Origin of the sequence: uncultured Mailhella sp. (assembly GCF_944324615.1) — a bacterium.
GTDB lineage: Bacteria > Desulfobacterota > Desulfovibrionia > Desulfovibrionales > Desulfovibrionaceae > Mailhella.
Map to the genome: position 1 here is coordinate 26,083 of NZ_CALUWY010000022.1, position 16,134 is coordinate 42,216.

The following is a 16,134-nucleotide window of genomic DNA, read 5'->3' on the forward strand; positions in this document are numbered from 1 at the left end:
ATGGACAGCGCGCAAAAAATCCGGGAAGACGACTCGCCCAGAATCACACGGCTTCTGCGCATTGCGCAGGAAATACGCCGGGAACCGCATCAGACGCAGGAACACCTGTGGCAGAAATTCGGCATCAGCCGCAGCCAGTACTATAAGGACAAGGCCGCCCTTGCCGAGGTGGGGTTCCTCTTCGACTTTCAGAAAAACCGGGGCTTCCGTATTCTGGAAGACAGGCTGACTCCCATCACGGGGCTTACCTTCAGCGACCGCCTTCTGCTCATGTTCGCGCTGGAGCATCTCGCCGCAGAAGGGGACGGCACGCTGGCCGCTCTTGCCATGGAAACGGGCCGGAAGCTGGCCGGAGGGCTGGATTCCCCCTTCCGGGAACAGCTTCAGAAAAGTTTCGACTCCTGCGTCACGAAAGGCGCCTTCGGCGTCAGGCCCGAGGTGCTCGCCCCGCTTCAGGAAGCCGTCACGCAGGGCCGCCGCGTCCGCATTCTGTACACCAGAGCCACGGACTGGACCAGAAGCTGGAGGGAAATAGACCCCCGCCGTCTCTACATCCGCAGACGCGCCATGTACGTTTATGCCAGGACCGTGGACGAAACCCCTCCGGCATGGAAAATCTTCCGCCTGAACCGCATCGACGAAGTTCGCCCCACCGGCATTTTCTGCTCCTGGGATCCCATGGACGACGGCGGCTTTGAAGAAAAGCAGAAAAATGCCTTTTCCGGGGTCTTCGGCGACAGGCTCTATGACGTCACGCTGAGATTTACCGGCGGTGCCATGCGCTATGTTCTGGAAAAGACATGGCATTCCAGTCAGAAGATACGCCGGGGCGAACATGAGCTTATTTTCTCCGTGCGTGTTTCCGACCCGCAGGAGGTCCTGTACTGGGCCAAGCAGTGGGGCCGTGAGTCGGAAGTCATCGCTGTGGAGCCTGCGGAGGAAAAATAACCTCGTTTCTCCGCATCTCCCGGCATGCAGAACGGCCGTCTTTTCCGGAAGAAGTCCTGTTTCCGAAGGATCGTGCATGTTTCTGACGTTTTCTTCCGCGTTGCCGTCCACCCAGAGGTGGATAGACCCGCCATCTTTTCTTCCCTCTTTTTCTCCTGCTGCTATGGTGGCTTCTGAAAGTGAAGGAAGATCTTTCCCGTCCGGAATACTTCCGTCGGAAGCAGCAAGGAGAAAACATGTCTCAAATATGCCCCTGTCCAGGCCTCATGGCCGGAGAAAAAAATCATCGGAACGATATTATATCCATGCTCTGGGAAAAGCCGGAAAAGCTGGCCTTCCTGCGCGAACAGGATGAGGAACTCTGTCTTGCCGCCGTACAGACCGACGGCCTTGCCCTGCGCCATGTCCGCCGCCAGACACCGGAAATATGCCTTGCCGCCGTGCTCGAAGACGGAGAGGCCCTGGAATTCGTGCAGGAACAGACACCTGCGCTCTGCCGCGCAGCCGTCATGCAGAACGGCCTTGCCCTGCGCTTCGTGAAGAAGCAGAACGACGATATCTGCGAACTTGCACTGAAGCAGAATCCCGACGCGCTGGCCTATGTGCAGCACATGACAAAGAATCTTCTCTATCTTGCGGTGTTTTCCCCCACGGGCACCTCGTTTCTGCCCGAAGGTGTTCCGCCCGACCTTTTTCTGGACAGGGAAGCCTCCGCGCGCACGGCCCTGGCCCGCATCGAACATCCCACACAGGATCAGTGCCTGCGCGCCGTGACGGCGGACCCCGACGCGCTGGAACTTCTCTCCGAAGAGGAACAGACGGAAGAGGTCTGCCTTGCCGCCGTGCGCAAAAAGGGCGAAGCCCTGCGCCATGTGCGGAGCCAGACGGAAGAGGTCTGTCTCGCCGCCGTGCGGGAAAACGGCTTTGCCCTGCGTTATGTACGCCATCAGACGGAAGATATCTGTCTCACCGCCGTACGCGAGAACGGTGAAGCCCTGCGCTATGTGCGGAACCAGACTCCCGGCATCTGCCTTGCCGCCGTGCGCTGCGACGGCGACGCGCTGCTTTATGTGAAGGACAGGACCTTCGAGCTCTGCATGGAATCGGTGGAACAGGGCGGCACCTCCATACGCTTTCTGCCGGAACAGAATGAGGCGCTTCAGCTCGCCGCCCTGCGCTCAAGCCCCTACAGCCTGCGCTGGATGGTGCACCCCTCGCACGCTCTTCTCATGGAAGCGGTGTCCGACTGGGGGCAGGCCCTGCAGTTTGTGGCGGCACAGGATGAGGCGCTCTGCGCGGCCGCACTGGAAAACGACGGCGACTGCCTGTGCTATGTCCACACTCAGAATGAAGCGCTGTGCCGTCAGGCCTTTGCCTGCGGCAGCTGGGAAAGCGCCCTGCAGTGGGTGCGCATTCCTCAGACACCGCAGATCTGCATGCAGGCCGTACAGGCCAACGGCCTGAACCTGCGCCATGTACGCAGGCAGGAGGAAAGCCTCTGTCTCGAAGCCGTCCGGCAGGACGGCATGGCCCTGCAGTATGTGAACGAGCCTACGGAAGACATCCGCCTTGCCGCCGTCACCCAGAACGCGCAGGCGCTGCGCTTCATCCTTGATCCTTCGGAAGAGGTGCAGCATGCCGCCGTGCTGGAAACGGGCGATGCGCTGCAGTACATCCCCGAACCTTCGGAAGAAACGGCCATGCTTGCCGTGACACGGCACCGCTGGGGCGGAAGCCCCCTGCGCTATGTGAGAAAACAGAGCGAAGCACTCTGTCTCGCAGCCGCACGGCACTCTGAGGAGGCCCTCCCCTATATCCGCGACAGCGCCATGGCCGCACGGGTACGGGATGCGCTGGCCAGAGAAAAAAACGACGCTTCGCCGGAAGATAAGGCAGACGGCCGGCCTGAAGCCTGACCAGACTCAAACGCATGAGACCATGCCCCGCAGAAAGCCGCGCCAAATCCGGTGCGGCTTTCTTATTTCCCCTGCAAAGGACAGAAAAAAGCCCGTCCGGGGGAATCGGTACGGGCATGGATGGCGGCCGGAGCCGCCACGGCGTCTTTCAAGAACGGCGTTTTCTCAATCACATTCAAACGCTTCCACGGGGTCCTCGTTTCTGTCCCACAGATCGGCAAAACGCTCACGCAGGGCGGCATTCATGAGAGAGCCATGATTCTGATGCCCCTGCCACCGCGCGCATGTCCCCCGCCAGCCCAAAAAGGCGCTCTTCAGCGCATCCGTAAAGGAAAAACCGGTCTGCGGCAGACGATATTCCGCATCCATGAGCCGCTGTGCCGCCAGCTGATGGCGCAACACCTGCCCGTCGGCACGGATGAGCGCATAGCTCTTTCCGCCGCAGAGCCGGACCAGTCCGGCAAGAAGACGCTTCATGCGCGCCTCATGCCGCAGGTGAAAGAACACGGCAAGCACGGTATGCGCGGCGTTGTCCTTCTCTCCTTCCATTTCCAGATATTCCACATCGGCAAGCAGGAGCATGCGACGCACCCTCTCCAGGGCATCGCCGGGATCGAAAAGACCTGCCAGCGAAAAGGCGGCGGCCTCACGGAAAGGCTCGGCCCAGGTCTCCCCCGCCGTCCACAAGGAAAAATTCTCCAGCATCTTGCCGTCCTTCAGGATATCCACGGCATGGGTATAGTCCAGAATCTGATGCCCCGAAACGATATCGTGCAGATGCGCGCAGCCCTGCCAGAAGGCGCGGGCAAGGCGGCCGTCCAGAATATCGTCGCTGTCTCCAAGGAAAATATCCCGCCGGGGAAGCACCGTCTGCTCACGCAGGGCAAAACTTCCCTTCGCCTCTTCCTCCGCACGCAGGGACACTCTGCGCCCGCCCACGATGAAGCACGGCCCGGCCGCCTCTTCCCGGTCCTTTGCCCGGCGTTCCTCCCGGGCCCACATTTCATTGCGCCAGGGGCGCGGGTCGGGAGCCTGCGCGTAGGAAAGCAGCGTTTCCCGGGTGAATTCCCACGGCGTGCCGTCGAAAAAGCGCGTGTTCATCCCGAGAAACTGTTCCAGCTGCATGGCCGGAAATATCACCGGATTCCACGCGACCACATGCACAATGGCCGGATGGCGCAGCTGAAGCGCATAAAATCCCCCCAGCGAGGAACCCATGACGCAGAGGCGGTCGTTTCTCTCATCCACAGACTCGATGATCTGGCGGCGCAGTGAGGAAAGGCATTCGGAAAAAGGCCGGGCATAGTCGTACTCCGGGCAGATGACATCCGTGCCCAGCAGTCCGGCAAGTTCCCTGCCGGAGCGGCTCGACGCTCCGCTGCCAAGGCCATGAATATAGACAAATCGATCCATCTCTTCTCCCTGCCGGCAGATACCGGCCGTCATGACAAAAAAAGCGCCTCTTCTCCCGGATACCTCCCCCTGCATGAAAACGGAACCGGGTCAGGCCCCTTCCGGCAATGCCGGGCGGTGGAAGCATGCTGCGGGCAGGCCTTCCGGCAAAGACACCGCGGCTCCTTCCGGGAGGCACTTCTCATGCCGTACCGTGACTACGCCGCACAGCTTTCCGCCGAAAAGGGCACATCGCACAAAAAAGCATGGCAAAAGAGCGCTTCTTCATCTTCACACCTCAGGCGCCGCTTGATGGCCGCTCTCCCCATGAAGAGAATATATACCATAGATTCCGGCAGGGTACAGGTAAATTCCAGCCCCCGTCCACAGCTGGGTGGACAAAAAAACGCCTGCTTTTTCTTCCCGGAGAGAAAGGCAGGCTCCGCTGAATCTGCCGCCCGAAAATCCGGGGTGCCGCCCGGCAGGACTGCCGGGCCGTACCCCGCCGGAAGCATATCGCAGGTACAAAAAAAGCCCTGCTCCCGGAAAGGAAAGCAGGGCCTGCCGCATGGAGAACAAATGCAAAAGAGCCGCAAACGAATGCTTGCGGCTCTTACTTGCTGACTGGTGCCCAGGGGGAGACTCGAACTCCCACGCCATTCGGCGCTACCACCTCAAGATAGTGTGTCTACCAATTCCACCACCTGGGCACGCGAAATAATTGGATTTTTTCAAAGTGTTTCAAACGATTTCAATAGAAATCATTCGCAAAGCCTTAAAATACGTTTGTATGGTACAGAAAGAAAAATAAAGAAAAATTAGTTATATCAGATTATTATCACATTTCCCCTCGCTCCCTAATAAAAAATAATGAATTAATATAATCCATTATATACAAAAAATCACTGGACGCCAATAATAAAATTTGTATAAAAAAACTATAGAATAATCTATTGGTCTAATATCATTCAAAATGTGTAGAAAAATAATATAATTTCCGATTTATTGACATATTCTAATTGATCATATAGATCAAATTTACATCTTGATTTGAATGAATACATGAAAAAGGTGGTCACATGGAAATTTTATACGTTCGTGTTTCAACGGTTAGTCAAAATGTAGACCGGCAACTTGAACATATTTCCGCCGATAAAGTATTTTGTGACAAGATAAGCGGGAAGGCCATGAATAACCGGCCCGAACTGGCCGCCATGATGGATTATGCGCGTGAAAATGACATAGTTCATTTTCATTCGTTTGACCGCGCCGCACGCAATCTGAAAGATTTGCTCTCAATCATTGACACGCTGAACGGTAAGGGCGTCACCATTAAATTCCACAAAGAAAACTTAACTTTTTCGGGTAACGGGGAGGCAGACCCTATGTCTAGATTGCTTTGTGGCGTCTTGGGAAGTGTGGCCGAATTTGAGAGAAATTTGATAGTCAATCGGGTGCGCGAAGGGGTGGCGATCGCACACGCCGCCGGGCGGTACAAAAACGTTGGCAGGAAGCCCACGTTATCCAAAGAAACCGTCGCTGAACTGCGTGAAAAGCACGCGGCCGGAGCACGGCCAACAGATTTAGCCAAGATATACAACGTAAGCCGTGCCACAATATACAACTACTTGGCTGCTAACGACTAAAAAAGAAAAGCCGGATGGTTCAAAAAATCATCCGGCTTTCTTTATTGTTATAGTGCCCATTAATAGAATAACAATGAAATAGAAAAAAAGAATAAAATTCAATAAAACTAAATATTCATCATGATGAAACTAAAGATAAACTAAATTATTATTTTAGATTGACGGAACATGAACGCAAGTGAATGTTCCCGTCAAAAACGGATGGTGAACGATAGTGAACCCATCCGTTTTTTATTACGAATCAAATAAGTGATGAATAAAGTTCTTTATCGTAGTCTATATATATAGAACGGTTGAATATAGATAAAGATAGAGAACAAAAAATATCTATTGTTGTAGATAAATTTTTATAAGATGTATAGATTGCGTCAAAATTACATAAGTGTGGCATGTGTTGATTCATCATTTCTTGAGATGCTGTCTTCATAAAATCTGCTTCATATCTAATTATGGATTTACTCATTTCTGGATGTAACCATATTTCTTGAAAGTATGGTCTCTCTTCAATCATGTTTTGGTATATAGATTTGAATAATTCCATTGTTATAATGCTATTATAATTCTGTTTCAATATGTAGTTTCCGTTGTATGCTCTGAAAGCATCTAATAAAGATGAATTATAATTTAGACATTGACTGAATAGTTTTATATGTTCTCTATCTATAACATTTTGTAAAGACTCGTATGAATAAAAATCTTGTTTATTATCAATATCTTCATGATACGTTAGAATATAGAATTGTAGAATACTTGATTTTACATCTATACTAACTGTGTAATCGCCATTTATCTTCATTATACTATCTTTATACATTTTTGGTAATGAATCAATGCCATTACCATAAACTCTTCCCCAACAAAAATTCCCATCATCGTGATATAATCTATACGGATTATATGGTTTAGATAATCTCTTATTCAATAGTTCAATTTCTGTATATACATCATACTGAAACACATTAGATTCATCTTTATTTTCATACTCATATCTTTTTTTATTCAAATAATCTTCAAAAATTTGATTTTGAACGTTATTAGCATTTTGTAAATCCAACGATACGTTCATTTCTGAATACATACTTCTCAACTTGTTTATATATTCTATGTCTTCTTTGAATAATAAATCTATATTATATTCATTTGTACAATTTTTATAGTTACCGTCTATTTTCCGTTTTATTACTACTGGTGAATAATTATCTATTTCAACATCAAAAAGATTTAGTTTATCTCTGTATTCTGCGTATAATTCATAGAATTTCTGCCAATTGAATAGCCAAAAACCATTTTGAAATTTTGAATTATATCCCTTATTCATACAAAAGTAGCCATTCCGTCTAACACAATACCTTTTTTGTTCCATCTCATCTAATATTTTTGCTAACGTCCGATGATATATCTTTATATCACCGTACATATAATACTCGTTTTTGGTATGTGAATTAGAAAAATTTAATAATAATCCTGTATTTTTCATGTGTTTGTAAGAATACCAATTTTCAAATACCCATCTCCTTTTATCGGTATCTGAAAAAAGTTCTTTCTCACAACTTATAAATATCTTTATAAGTAACAAAGAAAGCGTATTAACTATAACTCGTTTCTTTCTATGTTCGTTTACGATATTTGAAAATTTATTGTAGATTATCTTTTCAATGGTTTCATTTCTCTTCTGTATGTTACATATCTTCCAATAAAAAATTCTGTTTCCATCATTTTCATATGTTTTCATAGTGTTTTTCCTTTAGTTCCATATATAATTTTTTCTCAAATATAGTTTTTTTCCTTGACAAATTATACAATAATAATCCTCAAAAATCAATTATATATGGAATTTTTATAAAAAAGCCTATGTGGAAATAAAACTCCACATAGGCTTTATTTTATTTTAGAATATCTTCTATCTTTCTTGTCATTAGGTAGTCTAAATAGACTGATTCTTCATAAGTGTACGAATCATAAAATTCTTTTACTAATTTATTCTTTTCATCAAATAGCCTACATACTTTTTGATAGAACTCATTTAGTTCTATAACATCTAAATCATATTCAACCGCTTCATTCTGTTCCATTTATATATTCCTTTAATTTACTATAGTTGTAAATTTACTCAAACCCGAATAATCATCGGTTTTATGGTTATAACGTATTGTTGAATATATCTTTTTGTCAAAAATCTTTTGATGTAATAAATCAATTCCGTTGATTAGTTTTTTTACTTCATCCGTCATAATCGTGTAATCCACCACAATTTCACAAGCCTTCTCTTCTTTCATCGTTTTTATTCCTTTACAATCTTCAAAGTGTCTTTATCATTACCATTCAAAATAGAAAGATTACTCTTTTTTACTAACTTTACTATCTCATTCAATAGTCGCATAGTTTCATTTTTATTATTTTTTTTAGTAATTTCAATCAAATATTCCATCTTTTATTTCCTCTTCATCAACTCTGACATAATATCTTCTAAAAATTTTTTCACGGTATTTGATTTGATGTGTATCATTTCTTCCCTGATACATTCTATCACTTTCCGAATAGCCGCCGACTCGGTCTTCTGTATACCCACCCCGCCAATATCTTTTGCTTTTAGATTAATAAAATCGGAAAAACTAATCATATTTTTGCCCTACTATCTCAAGTAATTATTTTTATACAAACTGTCTTTTCTTTTCTGTATATGTAGAAAAGACAAAATTATGTATCTAATGAATTCACTTAGACACCTATGCTCAATTTGTAATTGTTCATCACGATTTACAAATACCTGAATCAATTTTTGATAATCTTGCTCTGTTAGTCTCAAAGTAATCTGTTTCTTCAACGCATCTGAATATAAACTGTACATATTTCACCTTCTAATATATTATATTTATCCTTTTTAGATTACAAAGGACTTCAACGTATTTCATTGTAATTCAAATATATATTGTTATATTGGCCTATTGAATTACCCTGTAAAACAAAAATAGAAAAAGTATAACCTTTTATTATAACACATTTTTATGTTGTCTGTCAATCTTGCTGATTAGATTAAAAGAAAAGCGAATCGTGATGATTCGCTTTTCTATCTGTCTATTTTTGGGGTTTAAGTCGGTTCAATTCGTCTATTTTACATATCGCTTCATACAACACCTTCAAAGGGTAGGGTGACCCGTATTCATCCCGACCGTAATTAAACGACACGGATTTGATGGAATGGCCTTGTATAACATCTAAAATAGAAATTTCTATGCCATTAGAGCGGCCCCATGCCTTCAAGGTGTGCCGGTAACTATGATAGCAAAGCCGCCTGTCGTCTAACCCAATTTTGGATAGCCATCGGGCGAACCATTTTGAAAATTGGGATGAAATGGAACCGCGTATCTGCCGGTTCGTGTTCAATATCGGAAACACAAATTTGCGGCCGTTGCGGCGTCCTATGGCGACGAATTGGGCAAAGCCCCAAACCTTCATCAGGTTTGGATGTAATGGCACTCTCCGGCGCGCTGACGCCGTTTTGACGGTATGCCCATCCTCATGTGGTCGGATAAAAATGAACGGTATCCCGTCTTCCTCGCCCACGTCGGCGATGTGTGATCTCGCCAACTCCTCCAAACGGCTACCTGTGTATAGCCCTAATAATATGATAAATCTATATTCAATGAACTTTTCGTTTTGTGATTTTGTAAATAGGTCGGACATAAGCATCTGTTCAATCTGGTTCATGCCGAACGGTAGCCGTTTTGGTTCGGGCTGTTCATGTGAAATGACTCTTACGTTTTCTGCTGGGTTCAAATGAATATAGTCGTTCAATACCGCGTATGAAAAAACTGTTTTTACTAAAGCAAGATACGAATCGTTGATAGATTTTATACTGATCTTACGCGAACTCTTATATTTTTCTATAACATCCTCAACCGATAGACTCTTATCATGTTCAGATATATAAACAGGAAAATTTAATAAAACATTTTTAAATTCTACAATATCAGATTTTCTATATAAAGAGATATCTTTATCTCCTATTACCCAAATAAAGCGGTTTATCGCTGTAGAAAAAGAACTTATAGATTTTGGCGCAGGTTTTCTTTCATTAATATACTTACTATAAACTTCACTAAACAACATATTTTTGCTTGTGTTTATATTTGTAAATTTATTTTCTGTAATAGTATTTTTATATTCACCAGTTGAAAATTCATACAAGTATTTTTGTATATACTCTAAAGATTTAAGTTTTGCCTCTACTTTATTGGTTGTTTGTAAAGATATAGTAATTTCACGTTTAGCATAAACAGCGGTCAATCTTGATGGAACAGATATTCTAAAATAATAGATCCCACCATTTCTTCTTTGGAGATACATATTCAGCCCTATACGTTTAAAAAAAGTCCAAAAAATGAACAAAAATCTGTTTTCAAATAAATTCAAAGGAATTCAAGAAACAGTACAGACGTACGATACAGGGCGAATGTTCTAAAAAATCGTTTGTTAAAAAAAGAAAGGCCTTGTAAAAACAAGGCCTTACTTCAAAAAATCGCTGACTGGTGCCCAGGGGGAGACTCGAACTCCCACGCCATTCGGCGCTACCACCTCAAGATAGTGTGTCTACCAATTCCACCACCTGGGCACGAGGTGCAACTTATAGAAATTCACTCCCCTTGGCAAGCATTTTTTTCCGCTTCCGGCAGAAAAAAATACGTTCCTCCCTTTTTTCTCTGTCGCAGGGTTCCCTCACGGGGGAAAAACCTCCCAAAGAAGCGGCGCTTCTTCCCCGGACAGGCGGAAGAAACCATTCCAGGTGCGGCATAAAAAGGTTCCGCCCCGGCGCATGTCTTTTCCTCACCGGAAGGCGTTCCGTCTGTCTGCCGGGGAGTGCGCAAGCGTTTCCGCACAAAAAAAGCCGGAACCCGAAGGCTCCGGCCCCTTTGTTTCTATACCGCCGCATTGAGCAGCAGGTTGTCGCGGTGTATCACTTCCGGGTAATGGGCATTGCCCAGAATGGCCGCCACTTCCAGCCTGCGGAGTCCCTTGATGCGCTCAAGGTCTTCCGAGGAATAGTTGGTGAGTCCCACGCCTATGTGATGCTCCCCGCACTGCACCCGCACCAGCGCTCCGGGTTCAAAGCTGCCCTCCACGGCGCGTATGCCGCCGGGAAGCAGACTTCCGCCCTTTTGTTCCAGCGCACGGGCCGCGCCCTCATCCACAAGAATACTGCCCTGCGGTTCCGACTGATAGGCCATCCAGTACTTGCGGCGCGACACGGCCTGTTCCGCCGGGCGCACCCAGGTGCCTATGTTTTCCCCTGCAAACACGGCGTCGAGCACGTCGGGCCTGCGGCCGGGCAGAATGAGCGTGGGCACGCCGAGCTGTGCCGCGCGCCGCGCCGCCATAAGCTTGGAACGCATGCCGCCCGTGCCCACACTGGTTTTCGCACCGCAGAGGGCCTCGATATCCAGCTCGGCAATGTCGTCGATGCACTCAAGGTAGGGAATGCTCTCCCCGGGAGCGGCGGTTTCGGGGTTGGCGGCAAGCACGCCGGCGGCGCTCGTGAGATTGATATACAGATCCCCTTCCACCAGATTGAGGAGAAGGCTGGCGAGCTGGTCGTTGTCGCCGAATTTCAGCTCCTGCACGGCCACGGTGTCGTTTTCGTTGACGATGGGCACCACGCCCCAGTCCAGCAGGTTCATGAAGGTGTTGCGCGCGTTGAGAAAACGCGTACGGCTGCGCAGATCGTCCCTGGTGAGCAGAACCTGCGCGCACAGAAGGCCCTGCGCGGCAAAGGCGTGCTCATACTCGCGCATGAGGCAGCCCTGCCCTATGGCGGCAAGAGCCTGCTTGCCGGATACGCCTTCCACCGTCTGCCCGCGGCCGGGCAGAGCCGTGCGCCCTGCGGCCACGGCGCCGGAACTCACAAGGCAGATGCGCCTTCCCTGGCGGGCCAGGCGGGCAAGCTGCTCCACAAGGTTATACAGCACGGAAAGGTGCAGGCCGTCGGCGGTGGTGAGCACCGCACTGCCTACCTTCACCACAAGAGTGTGGGCCGAAGCGAGTGTTTTTTCCCGGGTATCCATTATTCGCGCGTCCATATCACTTCAATGTCGGGGAACTCCTCATCCACCACCACTTCTTCCTGATAGTGCACCAGAGGATCGTTGAAATCCAGCTCGTCGCGCAGTTTCCACATGCGTTCCACCAGCTCGTCGATGCCGGTTTCCTCTTTGGCGGAAATGAAGAGAATATCTCTGCCGTCCGCTTTGGCGCGGGCCTTGAGCGCGGCAAGCTCCTCAGGGGTGCGCAGGTCCGTCTTGTTCACCACCTCTATCTGACGACGCATGGCAAGTTCCGGGTCGAACTGGGCAAGCTCGTCGTTGATGAGATCGAAGCCTTCCCACGGATTCTCCGCCTCAAGGTCCACATCCTCCACGCTGAGAATGTGCACGAGAAAACGCGTGCGTTCCACATGGCGCAGGAAGCGATCCCCCAGCCCCTGCCCTTCGTGCGCGCCCTCGATGAGCCCGGGAATGTCGGCAATGATCATGCGGCGGTCGGGATCGCAGTCGTCGATGAGCACCCCGAGATTGGGCGTAAGGGTGGTGAAGGGATAATCCGCGATTTTGGGCCGCGCGGCCGACACGCGGGAAAGGAAGGTGGACTTGCCCGCGTTGGGCAGGCCCAGAAGTCCGGCGTCGGCCAGAATCTTCAGCTCAAGGCGGAAGGTCTTCTCCTCACCCGGCTCGCCCTTCTGCGCAAAACGCGGAGCGCGCATGGTGGAAGACTTGAAATGTTCGTTGCCCTTGCCGCCCCGGCCTCCGGCCGCAAGCAGCACGGGCTTTTCCGTGTCGGATATGTCGGCGAAAAGCACTTCCCCTTCGCCCGTGCGTTCGTAAAGCTGCGTACCCGCAGGCAGTTCGATGACAAGGTCCTCGCCCTTGTGCCCGTCGCACTGACTGCCCATGCCGCCCTGACCGTTGGGGGCCTCGTAGATGCGCTTCAGGCGGAAATCGTACAGGCTGTACAGCCTGTTGGAGGCTATGGCGTACACATTGCCGCCGTCGCCGCCGTTGCCGCCGTCGGGGCCGCCCTTGGCCACGAACTTTTCCCGGCGGAAGGAAACGCATCCGTTGCCGCCCTTGCCGGCCTTCACCTGTATGGTGGCCTCATCCACAAATTTCATATCGATGTCCTCACGATTGGAGCGTCGCCGTCACTTTCGGCGGAAAACATCCGTGTCCCGGCGCAGGATGCGAAGCTGAAGCCTGCATCTGCCGCACAGCATCCTTTTCCGTAAAAAACACAAAGGGCGGGAAGAGCCATGGCCCTTCTCGCCCCATACGTCATACCAGAAGCACGCTTACGCCGCAGCTTCGGCGGGAACGATGCTCACGCGCTTGTGCACGCGACGCTTGCGGTAGAACTTTTCAAACTTCACCACGCCGTCGCACTTGGCGAAAAGGGTGTAGTCGCGGCCCATGCCGACGTTGGTGCCGGGATAAACCACGGTGCCGAGCTGACGGACGATGATGTTGCCGGCAAGAACATGCTGGCCGCCGAAGCGCTTCACGCCTCTGCGCTGACCTTCACTGTCACGACCGTTGCGGGAGCTGCCGCCTGCTTTTTTATGTGCCATGATGAAACTCCTTGGAGAAAAACGGTACGCCCGTTAGGCGACGATACCGGTAACAGTAAGAACGGTGTATTCCTGACGATGGCCCTGGGTGCGGCGTTCGGCCTTGCGGCGCTTGTGCTTGAACACCACGACCTTGTCGCCGAGGATGTGATCGACGACCTTGGCGGTCACCTTGGCACCTTCCACAACGGGGGTGCCGATCTTGGTGCTTTCGCCGCCGATCATGAGCACGCGGTCGAGGGACACTTCGCTGTCCTTTTCAGCGTTCATGAGGTCGACAACAACCTTGTTGCCTTCCTGAACGCGGTACTGCTTGCCGAGCACTTCAACAATAGCGTACATTAAAACCTCCGAAAAACGGGTCAGAATTGAAGCCTGCTTCCCATGATACAGGTACTCCGGAAACCGGAACAAGCCGCAATGCGGCGCACACTCCCTGAATGATGCTGGCAGGCATGACAACCTGTTCCCGTAGGTCGGTGCAGGTGCGCCTCTCCGTAGAGGGCGTCTTTTCCATTACAGGCAAGTGCATAGATGCCCTGTGCGGACATCCGAAGGATGGTCATACATGTTTTTTCCCCGGCTGGCAAGCATTTTTTCCCGCAAAAACATGCCCGCTGCCGGGGATTCCCGCCGGAACGGCAGATCCTCCCTGTCCTAACGGTGCAGCACCTTCTCCGCGCGGCTCAGCCAGTGCTCAAGCGCGGCGTCGGCCTTCGCGCGGGCCTCATCGTCCACATACATGGCCACCGCGGCAAGGGCCGCCGCAAGAATGCCGATATCGTCGGTGAAGCCGAACACGGGAACAAGGTCGGGGATGATGTCCGCCGGAAGGATGAAGTACCCCAGAGCGCCCAGAATGATGGCGCGCGTCCTGGCCGGCAGATCCTTGCGCCTGAGGGTATAGTAGAGGATCAGCGCGGAGCGCAGCCCTTCCTTCCCCACGGTTCCGGCAAAGCGCAGCAGCTTGGAATGAAAGGCATCGTCGGAATAGGCGCGCCGGTACTTTTCATCGGTCACAAGTTCCGGTTCCACCACTGTGCGGCCTTCAGCGTCATGTTCTTCCGTCATGGCATGTCTCTCAACAATGTCTCGGGAGGTTCCGGCAAGACACGGCCGTCTCCCCCCTGTTGCGGGCAGGGGCAGAGCCTGCGCCCTCATGCGGTGCACGGCCCACGGCGGGGAGCGTCCCTGCGTCCTTTTCTCCCGTTCATGAAAAAAAGGGGGAACCGCGTATGCGATTCCCCCTTTTTCAGGCATCGGCGGGCAGAAGCCCGCCGGGCATATCTTAGTACATGCCGCCCATGCCGCCGCCCATGGGAGCAGCGGGAGCCGCAGGCTCGGGCTTGGGCAGTTCAGCAATGGCGCATTCGGTGGTCAGCAGGAGAGCGGCCACGGAGGAAGCATGCTGCAGAGCGAAACGGGAAACCTGCTTGGGGTCGATGATACCGGCAGCCATGAGGTCTTCGTATTCGCCGGAGGCGGCGTTGAAGCCGAAGCCGTCCTTGCCTTCACGCACCTTTTCCACCACCACGGAGCCTTCAAAGCCGGCGTTGGCGGCAATCTGGCGCAGAGGTTCTTCCAGAGCGCGGCGGATGATGTTCACACCGGCCATTTCCTCTTCGGTGGCTTCGATGTCATCGAGCACGGGCAGGCAGCGGATGTAGGCGGTACCGCCGCCAGGCACGATGCCTTCGGCAACGGCGGCGCGGGTGGCGTTGAGGGCGTCCTCGACGCGGTCCTTCTTTTCCTTCATTTCGGTTTCGGTAGCAGCACCGACCTTGATCACAGCCACGCCGCCGACCAGCTTGGCCAGGCGTTCCTGCAGCTTTTCACGGTCGTAGTCGGAGGTAGCTTCGGCGATCTGAGCGCGGATCTGGGCAACGCGGGCCTTGATGTCGGCAGACTGACCGGCACCGTCGACGATGGTGGTGTTGTCCTTGTCGATGTGCACGCGCTTGGCGGTACCGAGATTGGCGAGGGTGAAGTTTTCGAGCTTCACGCCCATTTCTTCGGAAGCCACGGTGCCGCCGGTGAGGATGGCGATATCCTGGAGCATGGCCTTGCGGCGGTCACCAAAGCCGGGGGCCTTCACAGCCGCAACCTGCAGGGTGCCGCGCAGCTTGTTCACCACGAGGGTGGCAAGGGCTTCGCCTTCCACGTCTTCGGCGATGATGAGCAGAGGACGGTTCATCTTGGCCACCTGTTCGAGCACAGGCAGCATTTCCTTCATGCCGGAGATCTTCTTTTCCTGAAGCAGGATGAAGGGGTTCTCAAGGTCGCACACCAGCTTTTCGGCGTCGGTGACGAAGTAGGGGGAGAGGTAGCCGCGGTCGAACTGCATGCCTTCCACGGTTTCCAGCGTGGTTTCGAGGCCCTTGGCTTCTTCCACGGTGATGACGCCTTCCTTGCCGACCTTGCTCATGGCTTCGGCAATGATGTTGCCGATGGTGGCGTCGGAGTTGGCGGAAATGGTGCCGACCTGGGCGATTTCCTTCTGGTCGCGGGTGGGCTTGGCAATGTTGCCGAGCTCAGTGGTGATGGCGGCCACGGCCTTGTCGATGCCGCGCTTGATGGGCATGGGGTTGCGGCCGGCGGCCACGAGCTTCACGCCTTC

General features: G+C 51.0%; 15 protein-coding genes and 2 tRNA genes. 3 read left to right on the top strand and 14 right to left on the bottom strand.

Annotated features, from left to right (window positions below; translation table 11 throughout):
- A complete protein-coding gene (locus tag Q0K07_RS06770; protein WP_294557945.1) occupies positions 1-948 on the top strand; it encodes a WYL domain-containing protein in 948 nt (315 codons plus the stop codon).
- 236 nt (positions 949-1,184) lie between these two features.
- On the top strand, positions 1,185-2,864 hold the full coding sequence (locus tag Q0K07_RS06775) for a DUF4116 domain-containing protein (RefSeq protein WP_294557947.1): 1,680 nt from the start codon (positions 1,185-1,187) through the stop codon (positions 2,862-2,864).
- Between the two features lie 165 nt (positions 2,865-3,029).
- On the opposite strand, the gene Q0K07_RS06780 is transcribed toward Q0K07_RS06775, so the two are convergent.
- The gene (locus Q0K07_RS06780; RefSeq protein ID WP_294557949.1) at positions 3,030-4,277 is read right to left on the bottom strand and encodes a YqiA/YcfP family alpha/beta fold hydrolase; all 1,248 of its coding nucleotides are present in this window, start codon (positions 4,275-4,277) and stop codon (positions 3,030-3,032) included.
- 604 nt (positions 4,278-4,881) lie between these two features.
- Positions 4,882-4,966 (bottom strand) — tRNA-Leu (locus tag Q0K07_RS06785).
- Positions 4,967-5,335: 369 nt separating this feature from the next.
- On the opposite strand from Q0K07_RS06785, the gene Q0K07_RS06790 reads away from it, so the two are divergent.
- Positions 5,336-5,902 carry a recombinase family protein gene (locus Q0K07_RS06790; RefSeq protein ID WP_294557951.1) on the top strand — a complete coding sequence of 189 codons (567 nt, stop codon included), beginning with the start codon at positions 5,336-5,338 and terminating at the stop codon, positions 5,900-5,902.
- Between the two features lie 241 nt (positions 5,903-6,143).
- Here Q0K07_RS06790 and Q0K07_RS06795 read toward each other — a convergent pair whose 3' ends face one another.
- From Q0K07_RS06795 to groL, 12 genes are all read right to left on the bottom strand, one after another.
- Complete coding sequence (locus tag Q0K07_RS06795; protein ID WP_294557953.1) at positions 6,144-7,634, bottom strand: hypothetical protein; 1,491 nt, start codon at positions 7,632-7,634, stop codon at positions 6,144-6,146.
- A 151-nt stretch (positions 7,635-7,785) separates the two neighbouring features.
- A complete protein-coding gene (locus Q0K07_RS06800) occupies positions 7,786-7,974 on the bottom strand; it encodes a hypothetical protein (RefSeq protein ID WP_294557954.1) in 189 nt (62 codons plus the stop codon).
- A gap of 12 nt (positions 7,975-7,986) precedes the next feature.
- Positions 7,987-8,178 (bottom strand): hypothetical protein, encoded by a 192-nt coding sequence (locus Q0K07_RS06805; RefSeq protein WP_273524978.1) that lies wholly within the window; start codon positions 8,176-8,178, stop codon positions 7,987-7,989.
- 5 nt (positions 8,179-8,183) lie between these two features.
- A complete protein-coding gene (locus Q0K07_RS06810; protein ID WP_294557955.1) occupies positions 8,184-8,330 on the bottom strand; it encodes a hypothetical protein in 147 nt (48 codons plus the stop codon).
- Between the two features lie 647 nt (positions 8,331-8,977).
- Entirely contained in the window at positions 8,978-10,315 is a 1,338-nt protein-coding gene (locus Q0K07_RS06815; protein ID WP_294557957.1) for a DUF6538 domain-containing protein, read from the bottom strand.
- Positions 10,316-10,429: 114 nt separating this feature from the next.
- Positions 10,430-10,514, bottom strand: a tRNA-Leu gene (locus tag Q0K07_RS06820).
- A gap of 304 nt (positions 10,515-10,818) precedes the next feature.
- Complete coding sequence (gene proB / locus Q0K07_RS06825) at positions 10,819-11,961, bottom strand: glutamate 5-kinase (RefSeq protein ID WP_294557968.1); 1,143 nt, start codon at positions 11,959-11,961, stop codon at positions 10,819-10,821.
- Positions 11,961-13,064 (bottom strand): GTPase ObgE, encoded by a 1,104-nt coding sequence (gene obgE / locus Q0K07_RS06830; protein WP_294557959.1) that lies wholly within the window; start codon positions 13,062-13,064, stop codon positions 11,961-11,963. The genes proB and obgE overlap by 1 nt, the downstream gene beginning before the upstream one ends.
- A gap of 177 nt (positions 13,065-13,241) precedes the next feature.
- A complete protein-coding gene (gene rpmA, locus Q0K07_RS06835) occupies positions 13,242-13,517 on the bottom strand; it encodes a 50S ribosomal protein L27 (RefSeq protein ID WP_294557961.1) in 276 nt (91 codons plus the stop codon).
- Between the two features lie 33 nt (positions 13,518-13,550).
- On the bottom strand, positions 13,551-13,859 hold the full coding sequence (gene rplU, locus Q0K07_RS06840) for a 50S ribosomal protein L21 (RefSeq protein WP_077071293.1): 309 nt from the start codon (positions 13,857-13,859) through the stop codon (positions 13,551-13,553).
- A 315-nt stretch (positions 13,860-14,174) separates the two neighbouring features.
- A complete protein-coding gene (locus Q0K07_RS06845; protein WP_294557964.1) occupies positions 14,175-14,588 on the bottom strand; it encodes a DUF1232 domain-containing protein in 414 nt (137 codons plus the stop codon).
- Positions 14,589-14,805: 217 nt separating this feature from the next.
- Positions 14,806-16,134, bottom strand: a 1,329-nt coding sequence (gene groL / locus Q0K07_RS06850; RefSeq protein WP_294557966.1) for a chaperonin GroEL, incomplete at its 5' end; no start/stop codon positions are given.

Excerpts from the sequence above, each read along its gene's own strand:
- proB (WP_294557968.1), bottom strand. The coding sequence starts at position 11,961 with ATGGATACCCGGGAAAAAACACTCGCTTCGGCCCACACTCTTGTGGTG.
- Q0K07_RS06795 (WP_294557953.1), bottom strand. The coding sequence starts at position 7,634 with ATGAAAACATATGAAAATGATGGAAACAGAATTTTTTATTGGAAGATA.
- Q0K07_RS06800 (WP_294557954.1), bottom strand. The coding sequence starts at position 7,974 with ATGGAACAGAATGAAGCGGTTGAATATGATTTAGATGTTATAGAACTA.
- Q0K07_RS06845 (WP_294557964.1), bottom strand. The coding sequence starts at position 14,588 with ATGACGGAAGAACATGACGCTGAAGGCCGCACAGTGGTGGAACCGGAA.
- Q0K07_RS06780 (WP_294557949.1), bottom strand. The coding sequence starts at position 4,277 with ATGGATCGATTTGTCTATATTCATGGCCTTGGCAGCGGAGCGTCGAGC.
- Q0K07_RS06790 (WP_294557951.1), top strand. The coding sequence starts at position 5,336 with ATGGAAATTTTATACGTTCGTGTTTCAACGGTTAGTCAAAATGTAGAC.
- Q0K07_RS06770 (WP_294557945.1), top strand. The coding sequence starts at position 1 with ATGGACAGCGCGCAAAAAATCCGGGAAGACGACTCGCCCAGAATCACA.
- Q0K07_RS06805 (WP_273524978.1), bottom strand. The coding sequence starts at position 8,178 with ATGAAAGAAGAGAAGGCTTGTGAAATTGTGGTGGATTACACGATTATG.
- rplU (WP_077071293.1), bottom strand. The coding sequence starts at position 13,859 with ATGTACGCTATTGTTGAAGTGCTCGGCAAGCAGTACCGCGTTCAGGAA.
- Q0K07_RS06810 (WP_294557955.1), bottom strand. The coding sequence starts at position 8,330 with ATGGAATATTTGATTGAAATTACTAAAAAAAATAATAAAAATGAAACT.
- rpmA (WP_294557961.1), bottom strand. The coding sequence starts at position 13,517 with ATGGCACATAAAAAAGCAGGCGGCAGCTCCCGCAACGGTCGTGACAGT.
- Q0K07_RS06775 (WP_294557947.1), top strand. The coding sequence starts at position 1,185 with ATGTCTCAAATATGCCCCTGTCCAGGCCTCATGGCCGGAGAAAAAAAT.
- obgE (WP_294557959.1), bottom strand. The coding sequence starts at position 13,064 with ATGAAATTTGTGGATGAGGCCACCATACAGGTGAAGGCCGGCAAGGGC.